The following is a 17,367-nucleotide window of genomic DNA, read 5'->3' on the forward strand; positions in this document are numbered from 1 at the left end:
ACGTAATCAAGGAGTAGATCTGATGCGCAAGCTGTTCGGAACCGACGGGGTGCGGGGCACCGCCAACACGCATCCGATGACGGCTGAGATGGCCTTGCGCATGGGGGCCGCAGTGGGCCGTTACTTCCGCCGGGATGCAAGCGGCGTGCACCGGGTTGTCATTGGCAAGGACACGCGGCTGTCGGGTTATATGCTGGAAAACGCGCTGACGGCGGGCCTGACCTCGACCGGGATGAACGTGCTGTTGTTGGGGCCGGTGCCGACGCCTGCGGTGGGCTTGATGACCCGGTCGATGCGGGCGGATCTGGGCGTGATGATTTCAGCCAGTCACAACCCGGCCGAGGATAACGGGATCAAGTTTTTCGGGCCGGACGGGTTCAAGCTGTCGGATCAGGCCGAGTTTGAGATCGAACGGTTGATCGAAGAGGGCGTGAACCCGGCGCAGGCCAAGAATATCGGTCGCGCTCGCCGAGTCGATGACGCACGGTTCCGCTATGGCGAGCGGGTGAAATCCTCGCTGCCGCGCGACGTTCGGCTGGATGGGCTGAAGGTGGTGATCGACTGTGCCAACGGGGCAGCGCACCGGACGGCTCCGGAAGTGCTGTGGGAGCTTGGGGCAGATGTCATTCCGATTGGCGTCTCGCCGGATGGCAAGAACATCAATCTGGACTGCGGATCGACCAAGCCGCGCGTGGCTGTGGAAACAGTGGTTGCTCATGGTGCGGATGTGGGCATCTGCCTGGATGGTGATGCCGACCGGGTTGTGGTGATCGACGAAACCGGCGCGGTTGCGGATGGCGATCAACTGATGGCCCTTTTGGCGGGCGCATGGTCGCGCGCTGACCGGCTCAAGGGCGGTGCCTTGGTGGCGACGGTGATGTCGAACCTCGGGCTGGAGCGGCATCTGGCGGGGCAGGGTTTGCGGTTGGAGCGGACGGCCGTTGGCGACCGCTATGTGGTCGAGCGGATGCGCGAAGGCGGTTTCAACCTGGGCGGCGAACAATCCGGTCATATCGTGATGAGCGACTATGCTACCACTGGCGATGGGCTGATGGCCGGTCTGCATTTTCTGGCCGAGATGGTGTTGTCTGAAAAGAAAGCCTCGGAACTGGCGCATCAGTTCGAGACCGTTCCGCAATTGCTTAAGAATGTGCGCTTCGCGGCGGGACAAGCGCCGCTTGAGGCGGCGAACGTCAAGACTGCGATCTCAGATGCCGAAGCGCGGTTGAATGGACAGGGTCGTCTTTTGATCCGTAAGTCAGGCACCGAACCTCTGATCCGCGTGATGGCTGAATGCGAGGATGCGGCCCTGTTGACACAGGTGGTTGATGGCATCGTGGCCGAGGTCGAGGCAGTTGCGGGTTAACGCCCGATCAGCATTTTGCGCAGGCTGAACCACTGGCTGATGGCCAGCCCGCACAGGATCATGACCAGCGCGATGAAAAAGCGCAGCGGTAGGGCCTCGGACAATATCCACGCTCCGAACACCATCGACCAGATGGGAACCTGATAGTTCACCAAAGTCATGAACACCGATCCCGCGCTGAGGATGATCGATACGCGCAGCAGCGTGGCGAAAGCCGTGGGGATCAGGCCCAATACGATGATCGCCAGCCCCGAACGGGCGCCTTGCCACGATGGAAGCCCCTCGGTCATGACCATGATCGGCAACAGGATGACCGCACCCACGACCAGCGTCAGGGCCGACAGAACCACCGGATCAATCGGTGGACAACGGCGGGTGAAAATGGACGAGCTCGCATAGCAAAACGCTGCTCCGACGCAGGCCAGTTGCGCCAGCGGTTCGGCCCCCTGACCCAGTTGCGCCAGGCCCGGCCCGATCAGCACCAGCGCACCCGAGAAACCCAAAGAGACCCCGACCAACCGGCGCAGATTCATAGGCTCGTCCGAGAAGAAATGCGCAAGCGGCAAAACCATGAGCGGAACCGCCGCCATGGACAGGCCCGCGAAAGCGGATGGCACATATTGCTGCCCCCAGCTTAGCAGGACAAAGGGCAGGGCGGTGGACAGCACTCCGATCACCGTGATTGAGGCCCACAAGGGCCCGCCCATGCGCGGCAATCTGCGCCCGGTCAGCCGCATCAGCACCAGCAACATGACCGCACCCAATGTGGTGCGCGCAGTGGCCACGGTCACCGGGCCATAGCCTTCCAGCGCTATGGCGACGACCATAAACGTCGCGCCCCAGATCAGACCCAGAGCGATGACGCCGCCCCAGTCACGGTGGTTGGGTTGTTGAACCATTCCATCCCCTTATCCCGCAACTCGGGCAGTGTCACGGGGTGTTCTTGACTTAATGTTAGCTTTGACTTACCGTTAGTTATGGCTTACCAAGATGTGTTTTCAACGCTGGGCGACGCCACCCGCCGTCAGGTTTTTGAGGCAGTCGCCGCGCGCCCTCGCGCCGTTGGGGATTTGGCCGCAGACCTGCCGGTCAGCCGCCCTGCGGTATCCCAACATCTGAAGGTTTTGTCCGACGCCGGTCTGGTCATTTGCCGTGCCGAAGGGACACGCCGGATCTACGCCGCGCGGCCCGAAGGCCTGGCCGAGATGCGTGCCTGGCTGGAGCGATACTGGACAGATGTACTGGAGAACTTCGCAACCGAAGTGAACGAAGGACAAGACGGATGACCGATCCAATCATCAAGACCATTGTTGTGAACGCAACGCCGGACCGTGCGTTTGATGTCTTTGTGAACCGGATTGCCAGGTGGTGGCCGCTGGAGGGCCACGCCGTTTCAGCAGCTAAAGGGCAGGCTGCGCTGGCGGTTGTGATCGAACCCCGGGTCGGTGGCGCGATCTATGAGACCATGTTTGACGGAGAGCGTGAGGATTGGGGGGAGGTACTGGTGTTTGAAGAGGGCCGGCGACTGGCGTTCAGCTGGCACCCGGGCACGAACAAAGACCGCCCGACCCGGGTGGAGGTGGCCTTTGAAGCGCAAGACGTGGCGCAGACAAAAGTCACACTGACCCATTCGGGTTGGGAGGTCTGGGTAAGCGACGCGCCGGACAAACGTTCCGGATATGACAGCGGCTGGGATTACGTGCTGGGCGACTGCTACGCGAATGCCGTCGCCAACTAGAAAGGGCAACCGCGCGGGCCGCCCTTTCGCTGACAAAAGCCAGTCTTGGGTCGTTTTGCGTTCGATTTGAACCGAAATACGCTGTCTCTCCCTTCGGTCGAACGCGCATTTCGATGCGTTTTTTCAGATCAAACGCTGAACGCCTCAGTTCTTTTCTTTGTCGACCATTTTGCCGGCCGAGATCCAAGGCATCATGGCGCGCAGTTTCGCGCCGGTTTCCTCGATCATGTGCTCGTCATTGGCACGGCGCGATGCTTTGATGGTCGGCTGGCCAACGGCGTTTTCCAGCATGAAATCGCGAACGAATTTGCCCTGCTGGATGTCGCTGAGAACCTCTTTCATCCGCGCTTTGGTCTCGTCATATTTCAGGATCCGCGGGCCGGTGACGTACTGGCCGTACTCGGCGGTGTTCGAGATCGAGTAATCCATGTTGGCGATGCCGCCTTCGTAGATCAGGTCAACGATCAGCTTCACCTCGTGCAGACACTCGAAATAGGCCATCTCGGGCGCGTAACCGGCCTCGACCAGTGTTTCAAAACCACAGCGGATCAGTTCGACCAGGCCGCCGCATAGAACGGCCTGCTCACCGAACAGGTCGGTTTCGCATTCTTCGCGGAAGTTGGTTTCGATGATGCCTGAACGACCGCCGCCGATGGCCGAGCAATAGGACAGGCCAATTTCCAGCGCTTTGCCGGTTTCGTCTTTGTCAACGGCCACCAGACAGGGCACGCCGCCGCCTTTGGTGTATTCACCGCGCACGGTGTGGCCGGGGCCTTTCGGGGCCATCATGATGACATCAACGCCTTCTTTCGGCTCAATCAGGCCGAAATGCACGTTCAGGCCGTGGGCGAACGCGATGGCAGCGCCGGGCTTGATGTTGTCGTGGACGTATTTCTTGTAGGTCTCGGCCTGCAATTCGTCGGGCATGGTGAACATGATCAGGTCGCACCAGGCCGCCGCTTCGGCGATACCCATGACTTCGAGACCTTCCGCTTCGGCTTTCTTGGCCGAGGCCGACCCTTCGCGCAGCGCGACGACAAGGTTCTTGGCACCCGAGTCGCGCAGGTTCAGCGCGTGGGCGTGACCTTGTGAGCCATAGCCCAGGATGGCCACTTTTTTGTCTTTGATCAGGTTGATATCGCAATCGCGATCATAATAGACGCGCATGTTGCCGGTCCTTTCTGTTTCGATTGCGGTGCTTTTATCCTGAAGTCGGGGTATTGGCGATAGCGTTGGGATTGAGTATTTGAGGAAAAGATGAAGAATCATTCTCGAAATTTCGAAGTTTTGTGAAAATCATGCTTGATGACATCGATCGACGTATTCTGCGGCATTTTCAGGCCGAGCCCAGCCTGACAGTGGCAGATTTGGCTGATCGCTGTCGGATCAGTCAGGGGGTTTGTTGGCGGCGGATCGAAAAGATGCAGGCATCAGGCGTTATTGAGGGGCAGGAGGCCGTGATTGACTGGGCGGTGTTGGGATATGCGGTGGAGGTGTCGCTACGCATCACGCTGGACAAGACTCAGGCGCGGGCATTTGACGATTTCACAGAGGCTGCGCGTGATGTGGCCGAAGTGATCGAGATCCAGACTTTTCTGGGCCGGGTGGATGTAAGGTTATCTGTTCTGGCGCGAGATATGGCGCATTATCAGCAGGTCTACCGCGACAGGATTCTGACGTTGCCTCATATCGCGGATATCGAAGCGCTCATGCATATCACGCGTCTCAAACGTGACGAGGCTTTGCCGGTATGATCGAATTGGATGAAACAGACCGCAGGATTTTACGGGCGCTGGTTCAGGATGCGACGCAAAGTGCAGGGGCGTTGGGGCGTCGGTTTGGGCTGTCTCAGCCTGCTACGTGGCGGCGTATTCGGCGGTTGGAGGAGGCGGGTGTCATTGCTGGCCGTCGATTGCGTCTGAATGCCGAAGCTTTGGGCTTTGGGGTGACTGTCTTTCTGGGGGTGAAGCTGGCCCGCAAGGGGCATGTCAGTCTGGAAGATTTCGAGCGTGCCGTCAGCGCCATTCCCGAAGTCCAGACGGTGGAGCATGTGCTGGGTTTGTACGATTACAGATTGCGGGTTGTTGCGCGGGACCTGTCTGATTTCGAACGTGTTTTACGACGACGCATCATGACATTGCCGGGCGCGGGCGAGGTCGAAGCCAATGTGTTGCTGAGCGAAGAACGACTGCCCGGTCCGATCGGATAGGGCCAATTCAGTATTTGGTGCGGAGCCGAAAACCCGGGTGATGGGTCATACGGGCGAATGTCATGGGTTGCCCGTCTTTCCATGTGGTACGTTCCAACTGGATCATGGATGCGCCGGCAGTGGTGCCCATAAACTCGGCCAGCCGGGCATCGGCGGAGACGGCGCAAAACGCAATCTCGGCTTCGGTGAAAGGGGCGGTGTTCAACAACCACTCATGCGGGCCCGAGGTTTTCAGATCGGCTTGTTCGATTTCCGGAACTGTGTCGATGCTGATCCAGCGTTCCTCAAGCTGGAAGGGGCGGTTATCGGCATAGTGCATGCAGATCACATGCAGGACCCGGGCACCGGGTTGCACATTCATCTGTGATGTCAGCCAGCCCGGGCTGTTGACCACGTTGCGTTCGACCAGGGCATAGCGGTAGGTGGAATTTTGGTTTTCAACCTCTTGCCGGGCCAGCGAAATCTCCAGCTTGGCTTGTTTGCGTGGCTCTTTCTTGACGCGCGTTCCGCTTTTGCGCTTGCGTTCGACGAACCCCTGTTCAGCCAATTCCCGAAGTGCGCGGTTGACCGTGGCGCGGGCACAGTTGAATTCTTCGGCCAACTGGGTTTCTGTCGGAAGAAGCGAGCCCTGTGGCCAGATGCGGGCTTCGATCCGTCGTTTAACTTCATCCCGAACAACCTGAAAACTAATGCGCTTTTGCAAAGTCACGAGTTACTTAATCCATTCAAGTTCAAAGTGAGTGTATCTGTTCAGAAACACGTCATAGTGTAAAGAGGTGGTGACACTGGTTAGCGTCATCTCGGCTATTTGTTGCATAGGATTTCCTCAATTAAAACCTCAGGTTGAAGGTTCCCTAGGGTCAACCTTCCCCAAGGATTAGCGCTTTACCGGCAAGACCCGAGCGTGCAAAACATTTGTGAAACTGGAAAGGACGCTAAAATGCCTGCACTGCTGGAAACTGTGGACCCGGATGGCCTGGAAGAATTCTCGGTCGTGTTTACCGATCGGTCTCTCAATCATATGTCTGCAAGCTTTCAGCAGGTCATGCGGGATATCTCGGACATGTTGTGTGCGGTTTACAACGCGGATGGGGTTGCGGTGATCCCGGGGGGCGGGACCTACGGCATGGAAGCCGTGGCGCGTCAGTTTGCGCGTGGGGCGACGGCTGTTGTGGTGCGCAACGGTTGGTTCTCCTACCGGTGGAGCCAGATATTTGAATCCGGGGCATTGACCGAAACCACCACCGTTCTCAAAGCGCGACAAACGGGCAATTCCAGCCCGTCTCCTTTTGCCCCGGCACCGATTGATGAGGTGGTTGCGACCATTCGGGAACAGCGGCCCCAGATCGTTTTTGCACCGCATGTGGAAACTTCGGCTGGTGTGATCCTGCCCGATGACTACGTCACCGCGATGGCGGAGGCTGCCCATGAGGTCGGCGCGCTGATGGTTCTGGACTGTATCGCATCGGGGTGTGCCTGGATCGACATGAAGGCGACCGGTGTGGATGTTCTGATCTCGGCCCCGCAAAAAGGGTGGAGCGCGTCGCCCTGTGCCGGGTTGGTTATGCTGTCGGAGCGTGCTGAAGCCCGGTTGCAGGAGACGGACTCGGATAGTTTCGCCATCGATCTGAAGAAGTGGCGACAGATCATGCAGGCCTATGAAGCGGGTGGGCATGCCTACCACGCCACAATGCCGACGGATGCGCTCCGGGCGTTCCGGGATACGATGGTTGAAACCCGCGATTATGGCTTTGAAAAGCTGCGCGACGCGCAGTGGGCCTTGGGTGACGGCGTGCGCGCGATGCTGAAGGAAAAGGGCATCGTTTCTGTCGCCGCCGACGGGTTCGGCGCGCCGGGTGTCGTGGTGAGCTATACGTCGGACCCGGAGGTGCAGAATGGCAAGAAATTTGCCGCTCAGGGGATGCAGATCGCGGCGGGGGTGCCTTTGCAATGCGACGAGCCCGAGGGGTTCAGCACCTTCCGTCTGGGTCTGTTCGGCCTTGATAAACTGTATGACGTGGAGGGCACGATTGCGCGTCTGCGGCGGGTTCTGGATCAGGTGCTTTAGGCACCTAGGCACCGCCTCAGCGCACACCGAGACCCATCTGCATCAGAGTTTTGCGCACGGGTGGCAGGGAATAAAGCGCGTTCAGCCCCATCGCCCGCGCATCGCGCAGCGGTCGTGTCTCGATCATCGAGGCGCGGTTCAGAAGATCAATACCTTTGACACGCAGTTGGATCTCGGTGTGGCGCGCCTTGTGATAAGCCTGCAGCATTTGCGCGTCGCCCAACCCCTCGGGGCGGGCCTGCGCCAGGTCCAGCAGGCTGCGCAGATCACCCAGTGACATATTCAGCCCCTGCGCGCCGATGGGGGGCACCACATGCGCGGCCTCGGCCATCAGGGCGACGCGTTCGCCCGACAGCCGTTCCGCCGACTGGGTGATTATCGGCCAGATGGTCCGGCGCGAAGCCAGCTTCAGCGGTCCGAACAACCCGCAGGAGCGTTCGGTCATCGCCGCTTCGAATGCCGTGTCCTCAAGGTTCAGCAGTTCCACCGCGCGCGGACCGCGTTCCATCCAGACGATTGCCGAGGACGGCTGATCCTGCCAATCCGGCAAGGGCACCAGCGTGAAAGGACCGCCCGAACGGTGGATTTCCGTCGAAATATTCTCATGAGGGGTGGGGTGTGTGACCGCAAAGGCCAGTGCCTTCTGTCCATAGCGCGTGGTGCGCACATCAATTCCCGCTGCTTCGCGCATGGGTGAATTGCGCCCATCGGCGGCCACCACAAGCTTGCACCGGATGCGACTGCCATCGCTCAGGCCGACGCGGGCCTCATTGGTGCGGGTGAACAGGCTGACGGTGCCGGTGCCGGGTCGGAAATCAACATTGGGCAGTTCGGCCAGCCGGGCCACCATTTCGCGCCGCAGTAGCCAGTTGGGAAGGTTCCAGCCAAAGGGCTGGTCCGAGATGTCGGCAGCATTGAAATCGCGCACCACGCGAGGTTCCGGCACGTCGCCGCCCGCGTCCACGATCCGCATGATTTGCAAGGGGGCTGCATGGGCATCCAACCGAGCCCAGAGACCGCATTGCTCCAGCAAGCCATGGGCAGGCTGCAGAAACGCGGTGGTGCGCAGGTCTGACCCGTCAACATCCCGCTCGGTGATTGGCGGTGTGGGGTCAACGCAGATCACGTCGAACCCGGCGGCACCAAACGCGGCGGCAGCGGTCAGTCCGGCGATGCCGCCACCGGAAATCAGGATGTCGCAGCTATCTGTCATGACCTTGGCCTCCGTACTCTGGCGCAGACCCTAGAGCGGTTCTGAACCGGGTGCCAAGTGACATCCTGTCCCGTGCATCAGCCGCGCGAGATCAGGATCAGAATCAGGTACATCACCGGCACCATCATAAGGGCAGGGATATAAAGCCCCGGTAACCCGAACAGCATGACCGAACATCCCCACATGCTGAAGATCGCAAGCGCGGTATAGCCCCAGTCTTCGCCCTCGCCATGAGCGGCGTCGCGGGCCATCCAGCCAAACAGGGGAATCGCAAATAACAGGCGCTGCCAGACGGGCAGGCGCCGAAATGTATCGGTCGCGCTCATGGGGTTTCTCCGGTTCTGTTCGTCGCTCCTGCGCATATAGGGGCAAGCCCACGCCTGCAGGATGTGCAGATCGTCGCAGTGTGACAGCCTATCGCAGGCGGCCCAGAAATGCGGTCAGATCGTCGGTGTGATGATGAATGTGATCGGCCTCATGGGGGTCGGGCGCGACGTGAACGGTGCGCATTCCCATCTCATGTGGGGCCGCAAGATTGCGGGGATCATCTTCGAACATTGCCGCCAGTCCGGCGTCAATTCCATCCTGTGCGAAGATCGCCTCGAACGCGGCCTTTTGCGGTTTTGGCCGGTATTGCGCGTGCTCGATCCCGTAGATTGCATCGAACAAGCCGCTCAGGCCACGAGCATCTAGAACCCGCTCGGCATATGGGGCGCTGCCATTGGTATAGACGATGCGGCGACCGGGTAGGGACCGGATGTGATCGGCCAGTTCCGCGTCGGGGTCCATATGGCTCATATCGACCTGATGCACTGCGTGCAGATACGGGTCGGGGTCCAGATCATGTTCCGCCATCAGACCGGCCAGAGTGGTACCGTATTCGCGCCAGTAATGCGATCGCAGCCGATCCGCTTCGGCCCGGTCCACACCGATGGCGCGCACGACGTAATCCGTCATCAGAACCTCGATCTGATCGAACAGGCGCATATGTGGCGGATATAGCGTGTTGTCGAGGTCGAACACCCATTGGGTGACGTGGGAAAAAGCGGGTTTGACCATGATTTCGGTTTAGGCCTCCCGGGCGCGGTTTTCAATGCCACACTTGATTGCGGGGGCGCGGGCCGGATAGACAGGTCCGAACGAGGAGATAAAACACCCGATGCCCCAATCGAAACATCCCACCAAAGATGCCTATAGCCTGATTCTCGAAGCGATCGACGTGGGCGTTTACAAGCCCGGTGACCGATTGGTGGAAAGCGAGTTGGCCGAGCGTTTCGGAGTCTCGCGCACACCGATCCGCGAAGCCCTGCAGAGGCTTGAAACGCAATCGCTGCTGGAGCGGGACGGGCGATCGCTGATCGTGGCTTCGCTGGATCACAACCAAATGGCCGAACTGTACGTGGTCCGTCGCGAATTGGAAGGGCTGGCCGCCAGATTGGCGGCCAAGCATGCGACCGAGGAAGAGATCAGGGTTCTGCAGGATATGGTCGAGGCAGATGATCAGTTGGTGAACGATCCCACAGCTCTGTCACGTGCAAATCGCCGGTTTCATGAACAGATCCATCTGGCCTCGCACAACCGGTATCTTGTGCAACAGCTGGACCTTGTTCACAGGACCATGGCGCTGATGGCGACGACTTCGTTGGCGGTACAGGGCCGGGGCGAAATCGCCCAGAACGAACACAAGGCCATAGTCGATGCCATCGCCGCGCGTGATGAGGACGGAGCCGCGAAGGCCCTGCAGGATCATATTTCGGTGGCATTCATGACCCGGCTCAAACAGGATGCCGTGCGGCGTGAGAAATAGGACCACTCAAGGGGTCGCCGGTTCTTCACCCGCGTGACCATGCTGGGTTTTGTCCCAGAAAAACGGGTTCACCACCAGTTCCCACAAGGCTTTATAGGCAGCCAGAACGCCCATCGGGTAATACAGAATCATTGTGGGCACCCATGGCAAAAGAAACCGCTTTTGCCCGGCAATCACGCCCAAAGCGCCAACGATGAAGTTTGCCGCCTCGGCCGCCAGAAACAGATAGATCAGACCATTCAGCATCTCGGGCGTCAGAACGGCGTGAAACGGGTGGGGCAGGCCCAGTAGCACAAGCCAGAACGCCCACAGGACCGGCGCCAGCAGAAATTGACCCAACGTGCCGAGAAAGAAAGCCTGAACGCCCAGAAAGCGCACAAGCCCAAGCTCTTTCAGCAACCGGCGGGGCGTACGCATATGCACGAGGTAGGTGACCATGAACCCCTTCAGCCAGCGAGACCGCTGCTTGACCCATGGCCAGGCACGGAAATTGGCCTCTTCATAAGTGGTGGTATCGATGATTTCGGTCCGATAGCCAGCCCGGCTCAACCGCACGCCCAAATCGGCATCCTCGGTAACGTTATGCGCGTCCCAGCCTCCCAGTTCCAACAGTTTGTCGCGCCGAAAGAAAAAGGTTGTGCCACCAAGGGGAACAACCAGGCCCAGCCGTGCAATGCCCCTGAGGATGATGCGAAACCAACCATTATATTCGATGGTGAAACAGCGCGCGCGCCAGTTTGTGCGGGGGTTGTAGTAATCCAGCATCCCCTGAAGACAGACGACATCTTCCGCCGCATTTGAGAAATGGCGCACCACCGTTTCGATCTGATCGGGGACGGGGGCGTCCTCGGCATCCCAAACGCCCAGAATCTCGCCCCGGCAGAAATCCAGCGCGTAGTTCATCGCCCGAGGCTTCGTGGTCAGATCACCCAGTTTTGGCACTTCGAGCGCACGGATCCAGCTTGGCAGCGTCAGACACTCCAGCGCAGAGCGGGTGACTTCATCTTCTTCTTCCAGCACAAGGATGACGTCGAGCAGTGTTTTGGGATAGGTCAGCCGCTGCAGCCGGGCAATCAGCACATCCGCGATTTCACGCTCTTTATAAAGTGGAACCAGAACAGAGACACAGGGCAGTTTTGACGGCGCAATCTGTGTGTGTTCCGACGTCACCCTGCGCGGCGTCAGGTAAGCCACAAGGCCCGCAAGTCGAAGCAACAGAAAGAGAACCAAAGTTGCAACCGTGACAGCCAGCACCAAACCAAGACCCGTGACAGGAAAGACGGCAAACAAGGCGCCCAGCAGCATCAGACAGGCAAAGACGGTTGAGTGTGGGCGGATTGTCCAGTTTCGGCAGCTCTGCTCGGGGGTGACCCGCGTCTCGGCGGCTTGGGCCAGTGGCACAGCATGGCAACGGGCGATCGCCTGATCAATCTGATCGCTTTCCGCCAAAACAGGGACAACGGTCAGCCCATTGCCTGCCATAGCTTCGACAATCGTGGAAAACCGGTCAGGCCGCGCGGTTGCGATCAGCAATATCGGTCCCACCCGCATCCAAGGCACCACGTTGTGCGACAGCCAGAACGCAACGGGCATGATATTGCACAGCTCTGGCGTCGGGGGTGTCTGCGCAAGATCGGCGATCTGCAATCCGCTTTGGTCGGACAGTGCTGCCACAACTTCCTGCCGCGAAACCCAGCCCTGACCCACCAGTATCTCACCAACCGGGGCATCTTGGCTGTCCTGCAGATCCAGCGCTTGTGTCAGTTGTTCCGGTGTGATCGTGCCGCGGTTCAGCAAGCAGGTGCCCAGACGCTCGGGCGCCTGCCTGCTCTCAATTGGTTCGCTACGCGCCGCAGTTGGTAAATTCAGTTCGCCCACTGGTACATCCTGCCATGGTTAACGCATGGCAGGTTTGCGGCATTAGGGTTAACGCGCGGTTAACATTGATAAAGGTGAGGTTAAGCCTGTGCTTTTCGCCCGGCCATGGCTTCGGCGAAGCGTTCGAACAGATAAAAACTGTCCTGAGGGCCGGGTGATGCCTCGGGGTGGTACTGCACCGAATAAACCGGGCGATCGCTCATGCGGATACCGCAGTTCGAGCCATCGAACAGCGAACGGTGCGTTTCCATGACACCCTCGGGCAGGGATTGCGTATCCACGGCAAATCCGTGGTTCATCGAGGTGATCTCGACCTTGCCGGTTTCCAGATCCTTGACCGGATGGTTCGCGCCGTGGTGGCCGTGGTTCATCTTGACGGTCTGACCACCCAGGGCCAGCGCCAGCATCTGGTGCCCAAGGCAAATGCCAAAGACCGGCAGGTCGGTGGTGTCCAGAACCTCCTTGATCATCGGCACAGCATATTCGCCGGTGGCGGCCGGGTCGCCGGGGCCGTTGGACAGGAACACGCCATCGGGATTATGCGCCAGAACCTCCGCAGCGGTGGCGGTGGCGGGCAGGACGGTCACATCACAACCAGCCGAGGCGAGGCAGCGCAGGATGTTGCGCTTGGCCCCGAAATCCAGCGCCACGACCTTGTGCACAGGCGCTTCCTGCCGCTGGTAGCCATCGGGCCACGCCCAACGCATCTCATCCCAGCGATAGCTTTGGGCGCAGGTGACATCCTTGGCCAGATCCATACCTTCCAGCCCGGCAAAACCGCGCGCGGCGGCGACCAGAGCTTCGATGTCGAAACTGCCGTCGGGGTCATGGGCCAGTGCCACATGCGGCGCGCCTTGCTGGCGAATGGCGCGGGTCAGGCGGCGGGTGTCGACGCCGCCGATGGCGATGCGGCCACGACGCGCCAACCAGCTTTTCAACTCTTCTGCCGAGCGCCAGTTGGATGGCTCGGTCGGGTCCCATTTGACCACCATGCCAGCAGCCACCGGATCGCCGGTTTCGTCATCTTCTGGGTTCACCCCAACATTGCCGATATGGGGGAAGGTGAAAGTCACAATCTGGCCCGCGTACGAGGGATCGGTCATGATCTCCTGATAACCGGTCATGGCGGTGTTGAAACACAGCTCGGCCACGGTCTGGCCGGTGGCGCCGAAGCCAACGCCGTAGAACAAGGTTCCATCAGCCAGTGCCAGACATGCGGTGGGCTTGGACGGGGCGTTCTGGGCCATGGCGCGACTCTCCTGCAAGGTAAACCGGCGCATACCTAAGGGGGTTGGGCGCTTGGGTCAAGCCTGTTCAATTTTTGGGCTATCTATATAAATCAATGCCTTAGCCGTATTCATCCCCGGTTGTGCCTCGCTTTTTGTTTCGATATGGTCGGGGTTCCTTTGTCATGGGGATGGACAGACCATATGGATATGCGTTCGCGGGTGAACTCTGCCCTGAAGCAAGCAATGAAAGACAAAGAGGCCGAGCGTCTGTCGACGTTGCGCCTTATCAATGCTGCGATCAAGGATCGGGATATTGCGTCTCGGGCATCGGACAACGAAGAAGCCAAGGGCTGCGGCGATTCCGAGGTTCTTGAGATTCTTGGCAAAATGACCAAGCAGCGCAAGGAAAGCGCGCGCGCCTATGAAGAGGGCGGACGATTGGATCTGGCCGAGCGCGAACTGCGCGAGGTTGAAGTGATCGAGGAATTTCTGCCCAAGCAGCTGGACGAGGATGAGGTCAGCAAGGCGATACAGACCGCCATCACCGCCACCGGCGCGGGGTCGATCCGGGATATGGGCAAGGTCATGGGCGAGCTGAAGACGCGCTATACCGGCCAGATGGATTTCGGCAAGGTTGGTCCGATGGTCAAAGACCATCTGTGCGCAGCGTCCAGCGGCGGCTGATTATTCCTGCGCGGCAGGGTCGCGCAGTTTCTGGCTCAGATCATAATACAGCGCGATCCGCTCGTCTTCGGACAGGAATGCGCCGATTTCGACCTCTCGGCCATCTCCGATCAGGGTCACGTAATGTGGGACAGGGCCACCATGAGTGTGCATCTCGGGGCGCGCCCAATACCGGTTGCAATGCCATTCCAGAGGCGGTTTCCGAGGGGTGACGTGAATTAGATGCGCTTGTGTTCCGGTCAGGGTCAGTACCTCGAACACCCGGCGCGCGCGGTAATTGGCCTCGAAGGCCAGCCATAAACCCAGAACAGTGACCAGCAGGAACGGCAGCAAGCCCCACAAGAGTACCGATCCCAGCACGGCCATCAACGGAATGAGACCGAACAGAAAGACGGCCAGAACGACCCCCATGGCCCCGCGCGGCGGCAGCGAGTTATGCGGCCAAAGACGCAGTTCCTGTTCCGTGTCCGAGGTCTGTTTCCAATGATAGGGCATGATTGAGAATTAGCGTAAAGCGTGCCGTGGGCAAAAGCCAAAATGTCAGACGACATGTCCCACGCGGGACCATGACAAAGCGTCGTCCAACCTGTCATCTCCCCAGAAAACCTCACCGCGCACAACAAAACTTGGCGCGCCGAAAATTCCCAGTTTGATGGCGGTTTCCGTTTCCTTTTCAAGGGCTGCAGCCGCGTCAGGGCTGCGTGCTCGGGCCAGCATGAGACGGGGATCTTGTTGGCATCGCAGCAGTGCCTCGGATATGGCGGCCTCGGATCCGGCTTCGACCCCGTCTTCGAACCAGATTCGATAAAGCGATTGCGTGAAAGACTGGCCCCAGTCATCCACCATTCCAAGCAGAGCCACCTGATTGGCAAGGGCAAGGTCCGAGATCGGGTAGGGCGCGGGCAGGTTGGCATGGATACGATACTTGGCCGCACGGCGTTCTATATCGCGCCACATGTAGGCCGATTTCGCAGGTTTGCCCGCGAAGGGAATATTCTGCTGCTGTGACATCACGGTGCGCACATTGAACGGACGCCAGTTGACGGTGGCGTCATGTTCGGCGCACCAAGCGCTTAGGCGTGTAACCGTCAGGAAGCTGTAAGTGCTGCCTATGGAGTACCAGAAGTCAATTTCAGGCATGTGACCCCTCCGGTTTGCCGGATGTCGTGCCCGTAACAGAATAGCGGATTTTTTCGGTTCTGGCGACCGTGCGACGCCTTAAGGCTGTGCAAAGAGAAAACCCCGCCGGTTTGGCGGGGTTTCATTTGGGTTTGATCAGGGATCAGTGCGCGTGGCCCTTGTCCCAGTCTTCCTGCTTGGGCAACTGCTCGAACGTGTGTTCGGGCGGCGGCGAGGGCAGGGTCCATTCCAGCGTGTCAGCATATTCGTTCCACGGGTTCGGACGGGTCTCACGCGCGCCACGCATCAGCGCGTAGATCACGATGCCGAAGAACAGCAGGAACGAGGCGAAGGATACGAAGGCACCGATCGACGAAACGAAGTTCCACTGTGCGAACGCTTCGGGATAGTCGATATACCGGCGCGGCATGCCCTGACGGCCCAGGAAGTGCTGCGGGAAGAAGGTCAGGTTGGCGCCGATGAAGAACATCCAGAAGTGGATCTTGCCCCAGAATTCGGAATATTGACGGCCCGTCATCTTCGAGAAATAGAAGTACACGCCTGCGAAGATCGCAAAGACGGCACCCAGGCTCATCACATAGTGGAAGTGTGCCACCACGTAGTACGTGTCGTGATAGGCACGGTCCACACCGGCCTGCGACAGCACAACGCCGGTCACACCGCCAACTGTGAACAGGAACAGGAAGCCGAAGGCGAACAGCATGGGCGTCTTGAACTCGATCGAGCCGCCCCACATGGTCGCAATCCACGAGAAGACCTTAACCCCGGTTGGAACCGCGATGACCATCGTGGCCAGCATGAAGTAAGCCTGCTGACGCAGCGACATGCCAACGGTGTACATGTGGTGCGCCCACACGACGAAGCCCAGCACACCAATCGCGATGATCGCCCAGACCATCGGCAGATAGCCGAAGATCGGCTTGCGGGCGAAGGTCGCGATCACGTGGCTGATGATGCCGAAACCGGGCAGGATCACGATGTACACTTCGGGGTGGCCGAAGAACCACAGGATGTGCTGATACAGGATCGGATCGCCACCGCCGGCGGGATCAAAGAAGGTGAAGCCAAAGTTGCGGTCCATCAGCAGCATGGTGATCGCGCCCGCCAGAACCGGCAGGGATAGCAGAATCAGCCACGAGGTGACGAAGATCGACCAGCTGAACAGCGGCACCTTGAACAGGGTCATGCCCGGGGCACGCATGTTCAGGAAGGTGGTGATCATGTTGATCGCGCCGAGGATCGAGGAGGCGCCCGATACGTGAACGGCAAAGATCGCAAGGTCCATGGACATGCCGCCCTCGGTCGTCGAAAGCGGTGGGTAAAGCACCCAGCCTACGCCCGAGCCGAGCTGGTCATTGCCACCGGGGCTCAGCAGCGAGGCCACGCCCAGCGAGGTACCGGCGACGTACAGCCAGAAGGATAGGTTGTTCATCCGCGGGAACGCCATATCCGGCGCGCCGATCTGCAACGGCATGAAATAGTTGCCAAATCCGCCGAACAGGGCGGGGATGACAACGAAGAACATCATCAGAACACCGTGATAGGTGATCATCACGTTCCACAGGTGTCCGTTCGGGGTACACGGGTCGGCCATGAACCCTTCGAGGCACATGTACTGAACACCGGGGTGCATCAGCTCAAGCCGCATATAAACGGTCATCGCTACCGAGATAAACCCGGCCAGCGCCGAGAAGATCAGGTACAGAATCCCGATGTCCTTGTGGTTGGTCGACATGAACCAGCGGGTGAAGAACCCGCGCTGGTCTTCATGGTCGTGACCATGAATGGCTGCGTCTGCCATTAGGTGCCTCCTGTTGCAACTACACCGCGCAGTCGGACCTCTCCAACGCGCGGGATTCCTGCTGGTTTTAGAATGCGGGGGGGCGACCTTCAATGGTCGAGTTTGATCTGGATCAAGATTAATTGTCGCGGGGTACGGGATGCCTCGCGCGTTTCTGTCCGGGATCACTGCCTATCTGGTCATCCAAAGGCGGAATTCAAGGGGTGTGTGCCAAAGCCGGTAATCGTCGCTTGA

General features: G+C 59.4%; 19 protein-coding genes. 8 read left to right on the forward strand and 11 right to left on the reverse strand.

Features of this window, described 5'->3' with window-relative positions; all coding sequences use genetic code 11:
- Window positions 1-22: 22 nt before the first annotated feature.
- A complete protein-coding gene (gene glmM, locus ACRZ9X_RS04210; RefSeq protein ID WP_480516111.1) occupies window positions 23-1,366 on the forward strand; it encodes a phosphoglucosamine mutase in 1,344 nt (447 codons plus the stop codon).
- Here the strand turns inward: glmM and ACRZ9X_RS04215 are convergent.
- Window positions 1,363-2,265 carry a DMT family transporter gene (locus ACRZ9X_RS04215; RefSeq protein WP_480516113.1) on the reverse strand — a complete coding sequence of 301 codons (903 nt, stop codon included), beginning with the start codon at window positions 2,263-2,265 and terminating at the stop codon, window positions 1,363-1,365. The two genes, glmM and ACRZ9X_RS04215, sit on opposite strands and share 4 nt — an antisense overlap.
- A gap of 78 nt (window positions 2,266-2,343) precedes the next feature.
- On the opposite strand from ACRZ9X_RS04215, the gene ACRZ9X_RS04220 reads away from it, so the two are divergent.
- Together ACRZ9X_RS04220 and ACRZ9X_RS04225 are read left to right on the forward strand one after the other, a co-directional pair.
- Complete coding sequence (locus tag ACRZ9X_RS04220) at window positions 2,344-2,652, forward strand: ArsR/SmtB family transcription factor (protein ID WP_480516115.1); 309 nt, start codon at window positions 2,344-2,346, stop codon at window positions 2,650-2,652.
- Window positions 2,649-3,104: an SRPBCC family protein gene (locus ACRZ9X_RS04225; RefSeq protein ID WP_480516117.1), complete on the forward strand. Its 456-nt coding sequence runs from the start codon at window positions 2,649-2,651 to the stop codon at window positions 3,102-3,104. Before ACRZ9X_RS04220 ends, ACRZ9X_RS04225 begins: the two co-directional genes overlap by 4 nt.
- A 144-nt stretch (window positions 3,105-3,248) precedes the next feature.
- Here the strand turns inward: ACRZ9X_RS04225 and ilvC are convergent, their stop codons facing one another.
- Window positions 3,249-4,271 (reverse strand): ketol-acid reductoisomerase, encoded by a 1,023-nt coding sequence (ilvC, locus tag ACRZ9X_RS04230; RefSeq protein ID WP_170652671.1) that lies wholly within the window; start codon window positions 4,269-4,271, stop codon window positions 3,249-3,251.
- A 131-nt stretch (window positions 4,272-4,402) separates the two neighbouring features.
- On the opposite strand from ilvC, the gene ACRZ9X_RS04235 reads away from it, so the two are divergent.
- Together ACRZ9X_RS04235 and ACRZ9X_RS04240 are read left to right on the forward strand one after the other, a co-directional pair.
- Window positions 4,403-4,858, forward strand: coding sequence for an Lrp/AsnC family transcriptional regulator (locus ACRZ9X_RS04235; protein ID WP_480516119.1), 456 nt, complete (start codon window positions 4,403-4,405; stop codon window positions 4,856-4,858).
- Complete coding sequence (locus tag ACRZ9X_RS04240) at window positions 4,855-5,313, forward strand: Lrp/AsnC family transcriptional regulator (RefSeq protein ID WP_480516121.1); 459 nt, start codon at window positions 4,855-4,857, stop codon at window positions 5,311-5,313. The genes ACRZ9X_RS04235 and ACRZ9X_RS04240 overlap by 4 nt, the downstream gene beginning before the upstream one ends.
- 7 nt (window positions 5,314-5,320) lie before the next feature.
- On the opposite strand, the gene ACRZ9X_RS04245 is transcribed toward ACRZ9X_RS04240, so the two are convergent.
- Complete coding sequence (locus ACRZ9X_RS04245; RefSeq protein WP_480516123.1) at window positions 5,321-6,022, reverse strand: GntR family transcriptional regulator; 702 nt, start codon at window positions 6,020-6,022, stop codon at window positions 5,321-5,323.
- Between the two features lie 231 nt (window positions 6,023-6,253).
- Between ACRZ9X_RS04245 and ACRZ9X_RS04250 the strand changes: the two genes are divergently transcribed.
- Window positions 6,254-7,381 (forward strand): aminotransferase class V-fold PLP-dependent enzyme, encoded by a 1,128-nt coding sequence (locus ACRZ9X_RS04250; RefSeq protein WP_480516125.1) that lies wholly within the window; start codon window positions 6,254-6,256, stop codon window positions 7,379-7,381.
- Between the two features lie 16 nt (window positions 7,382-7,397).
- Here ACRZ9X_RS04250 and ACRZ9X_RS04255 read toward each other — a convergent pair whose 3' ends face one another.
- The 3 genes from ACRZ9X_RS04255 to ACRZ9X_RS04265 all read right to left on the reverse strand — a co-directional run bounded on the left by ACRZ9X_RS04255 (window position 7,398) and on the right by ACRZ9X_RS04265 (window position 9,653).
- Window positions 7,398-8,594 (reverse strand): UbiH/UbiF family hydroxylase, encoded by a 1,197-nt coding sequence (locus ACRZ9X_RS04255; protein ID WP_480516127.1) that lies wholly within the window; start codon window positions 8,592-8,594, stop codon window positions 7,398-7,400.
- A 77-nt stretch (window positions 8,595-8,671) separates the two neighbouring features.
- Entirely contained in the window at window positions 8,672-8,920 is a 249-nt protein-coding gene (locus ACRZ9X_RS04260) for a hypothetical protein (protein ID WP_480516129.1), read from the reverse strand.
- An 88-nt stretch (window positions 8,921-9,008) separates the two neighbouring features.
- Window positions 9,009-9,653: a pyrimidine 5'-nucleotidase gene (locus ACRZ9X_RS04265; protein WP_480516131.1), complete on the reverse strand. Its 645-nt coding sequence runs from the start codon at window positions 9,651-9,653 to the stop codon at window positions 9,009-9,011.
- A gap of 100 nt (window positions 9,654-9,753) precedes the next feature.
- Between ACRZ9X_RS04265 and ACRZ9X_RS04270 the strand changes: the two genes are divergently transcribed.
- The gene (locus ACRZ9X_RS04270; protein WP_480516133.1) at window positions 9,754-10,401 is read left to right on the forward strand and encodes a GntR family transcriptional regulator; all 648 of its coding nucleotides are present in this window, start codon (window positions 9,754-9,756) and stop codon (window positions 10,399-10,401) included.
- A gap of 6 nt (window positions 10,402-10,407) precedes the next feature.
- Here the strand turns inward: ACRZ9X_RS04270 and ACRZ9X_RS04275 are convergent, their stop codons facing one another.
- Both ACRZ9X_RS04275 and carA read right to left on the reverse strand, forming a co-directional pair.
- Window positions 10,408-12,279 carry a glycosyltransferase family 2 protein gene (locus ACRZ9X_RS04275; protein ID WP_480516135.1) on the reverse strand — a complete coding sequence of 624 codons (1,872 nt, stop codon included), beginning with the start codon at window positions 12,277-12,279 and terminating at the stop codon, window positions 10,408-10,410.
- Window positions 12,280-12,359: 80 nt separating this feature from the next.
- A complete protein-coding gene (carA, locus tag ACRZ9X_RS04280; protein ID WP_480516137.1) occupies window positions 12,360-13,526 on the reverse strand; it encodes a glutamine-hydrolyzing carbamoyl-phosphate synthase small subunit in 1,167 nt (388 codons plus the stop codon).
- A gap of 183 nt (window positions 13,527-13,709) precedes the next feature.
- On the opposite strand from carA, the gene ACRZ9X_RS04285 reads away from it, so the two are divergent.
- Window positions 13,710-14,192: a GatB/YqeY domain-containing protein gene (locus ACRZ9X_RS04285; RefSeq protein WP_480516139.1), complete on the forward strand. Its 483-nt coding sequence runs from the start codon at window positions 13,710-13,712 to the stop codon at window positions 14,190-14,192.
- On the opposite strand, the gene ACRZ9X_RS04290 is transcribed toward ACRZ9X_RS04285, so the two are convergent.
- The 3 genes from ACRZ9X_RS04290 to ctaD form a co-directional block, all read right to left on the reverse strand.
- Window positions 14,193-14,687, reverse strand: a complete 495-nt coding sequence (locus tag ACRZ9X_RS04290) for a DUF2244 domain-containing protein (protein WP_480516141.1) — start codon at window positions 14,685-14,687, stop codon at window positions 14,193-14,195.
- A gap of 45 nt (window positions 14,688-14,732) precedes the next feature.
- Window positions 14,733-15,332, reverse strand: a complete 600-nt coding sequence (locus tag ACRZ9X_RS04295) for a DsbA family protein (RefSeq protein ID WP_480516143.1) — start codon at window positions 15,330-15,332, stop codon at window positions 14,733-14,735.
- A gap of 142 nt (window positions 15,333-15,474) precedes the next feature.
- A complete protein-coding gene (gene ctaD, locus ACRZ9X_RS04300; protein WP_480516145.1) occupies window positions 15,475-17,133 on the reverse strand; it encodes a cytochrome c oxidase subunit I in 1,659 nt (552 codons plus the stop codon).
- Between the last annotated feature and the right edge of the window lie 234 nt (window positions 17,134-17,367).

It is taken from the genome of Ruegeria sp. AL1, from assembly GCF_056540905.1.

Excerpts from the sequence above, each read along its gene's own strand:
- glmM (WP_480516111.1), top strand. The coding sequence starts at position 23 with ATGCGCAAGCTGTTCGGAACCGACGGGGTGCGGGGCACCGCCAACACG.
- ACRZ9X_RS04215 (WP_480516113.1), bottom strand. The coding sequence starts at position 2,265 with ATGGTTCAACAACCCAACCACCGTGACTGGGGCGGCGTCATCGCTCTG.
- ACRZ9X_RS04220 (WP_480516115.1), top strand. The coding sequence starts at position 2,344 with ATGGCTTACCAAGATGTGTTTTCAACGCTGGGCGACGCCACCCGCCGT.
- ACRZ9X_RS04225 (WP_480516117.1), top strand. The coding sequence starts at position 2,649 with ATGACCGATCCAATCATCAAGACCATTGTTGTGAACGCAACGCCGGAC.
- ilvC (WP_170652671.1), bottom strand. The coding sequence starts at position 4,271 with ATGCGCGTCTATTATGATCGCGATTGCGATATCAACCTGATCAAAGAC.
- ACRZ9X_RS04235 (WP_480516119.1), top strand. The coding sequence starts at position 4,403 with ATGCTTGATGACATCGATCGACGTATTCTGCGGCATTTTCAGGCCGAG.
- ACRZ9X_RS04240 (WP_480516121.1), top strand. The coding sequence starts at position 4,855 with ATGATCGAATTGGATGAAACAGACCGCAGGATTTTACGGGCGCTGGTT.
- ACRZ9X_RS04250 (WP_480516125.1), top strand. The coding sequence starts at position 6,254 with ATGCCTGCACTGCTGGAAACTGTGGACCCGGATGGCCTGGAAGAATTC.
- ACRZ9X_RS04255 (WP_480516127.1), bottom strand. The coding sequence starts at position 8,594 with ATGACAGATAGCTGCGACATCCTGATTTCCGGTGGCGGCATCGCCGGA.
- ACRZ9X_RS04260 (WP_480516129.1), bottom strand. The coding sequence starts at position 8,920 with ATGAGCGCGACCGATACATTTCGGCGCCTGCCCGTCTGGCAGCGCCTG.
- ACRZ9X_RS04265 (WP_480516131.1), bottom strand. The coding sequence starts at position 9,653 with ATGGTCAAACCCGCTTTTTCCCACGTCACCCAATGGGTGTTCGACCTC.
- ACRZ9X_RS04270 (WP_480516133.1), top strand. The coding sequence starts at position 9,754 with ATGCCCCAATCGAAACATCCCACCAAAGATGCCTATAGCCTGATTCTC.
- carA (WP_480516137.1), bottom strand. The coding sequence starts at position 13,526 with ATGGCCCAGAACGCCCCGTCCAAGCCCACCGCATGTCTGGCACTGGCT.
- ACRZ9X_RS04285 (WP_480516139.1), top strand. The coding sequence starts at position 13,710 with ATGGATATGCGTTCGCGGGTGAACTCTGCCCTGAAGCAAGCAATGAAA.
- ACRZ9X_RS04290 (WP_480516141.1), bottom strand. The coding sequence starts at position 14,687 with ATGCCCTATCATTGGAAACAGACCTCGGACACGGAACAGGAACTGCGT.
- ACRZ9X_RS04295 (WP_480516143.1), bottom strand. The coding sequence starts at position 15,332 with ATGCCTGAAATTGACTTCTGGTACTCCATAGGCAGCACTTACAGCTTC.
- ctaD (WP_480516145.1), bottom strand. The coding sequence starts at position 17,133 with ATGGCAGACGCAGCCATTCATGGTCACGACCATGAAGACCAGCGCGGG.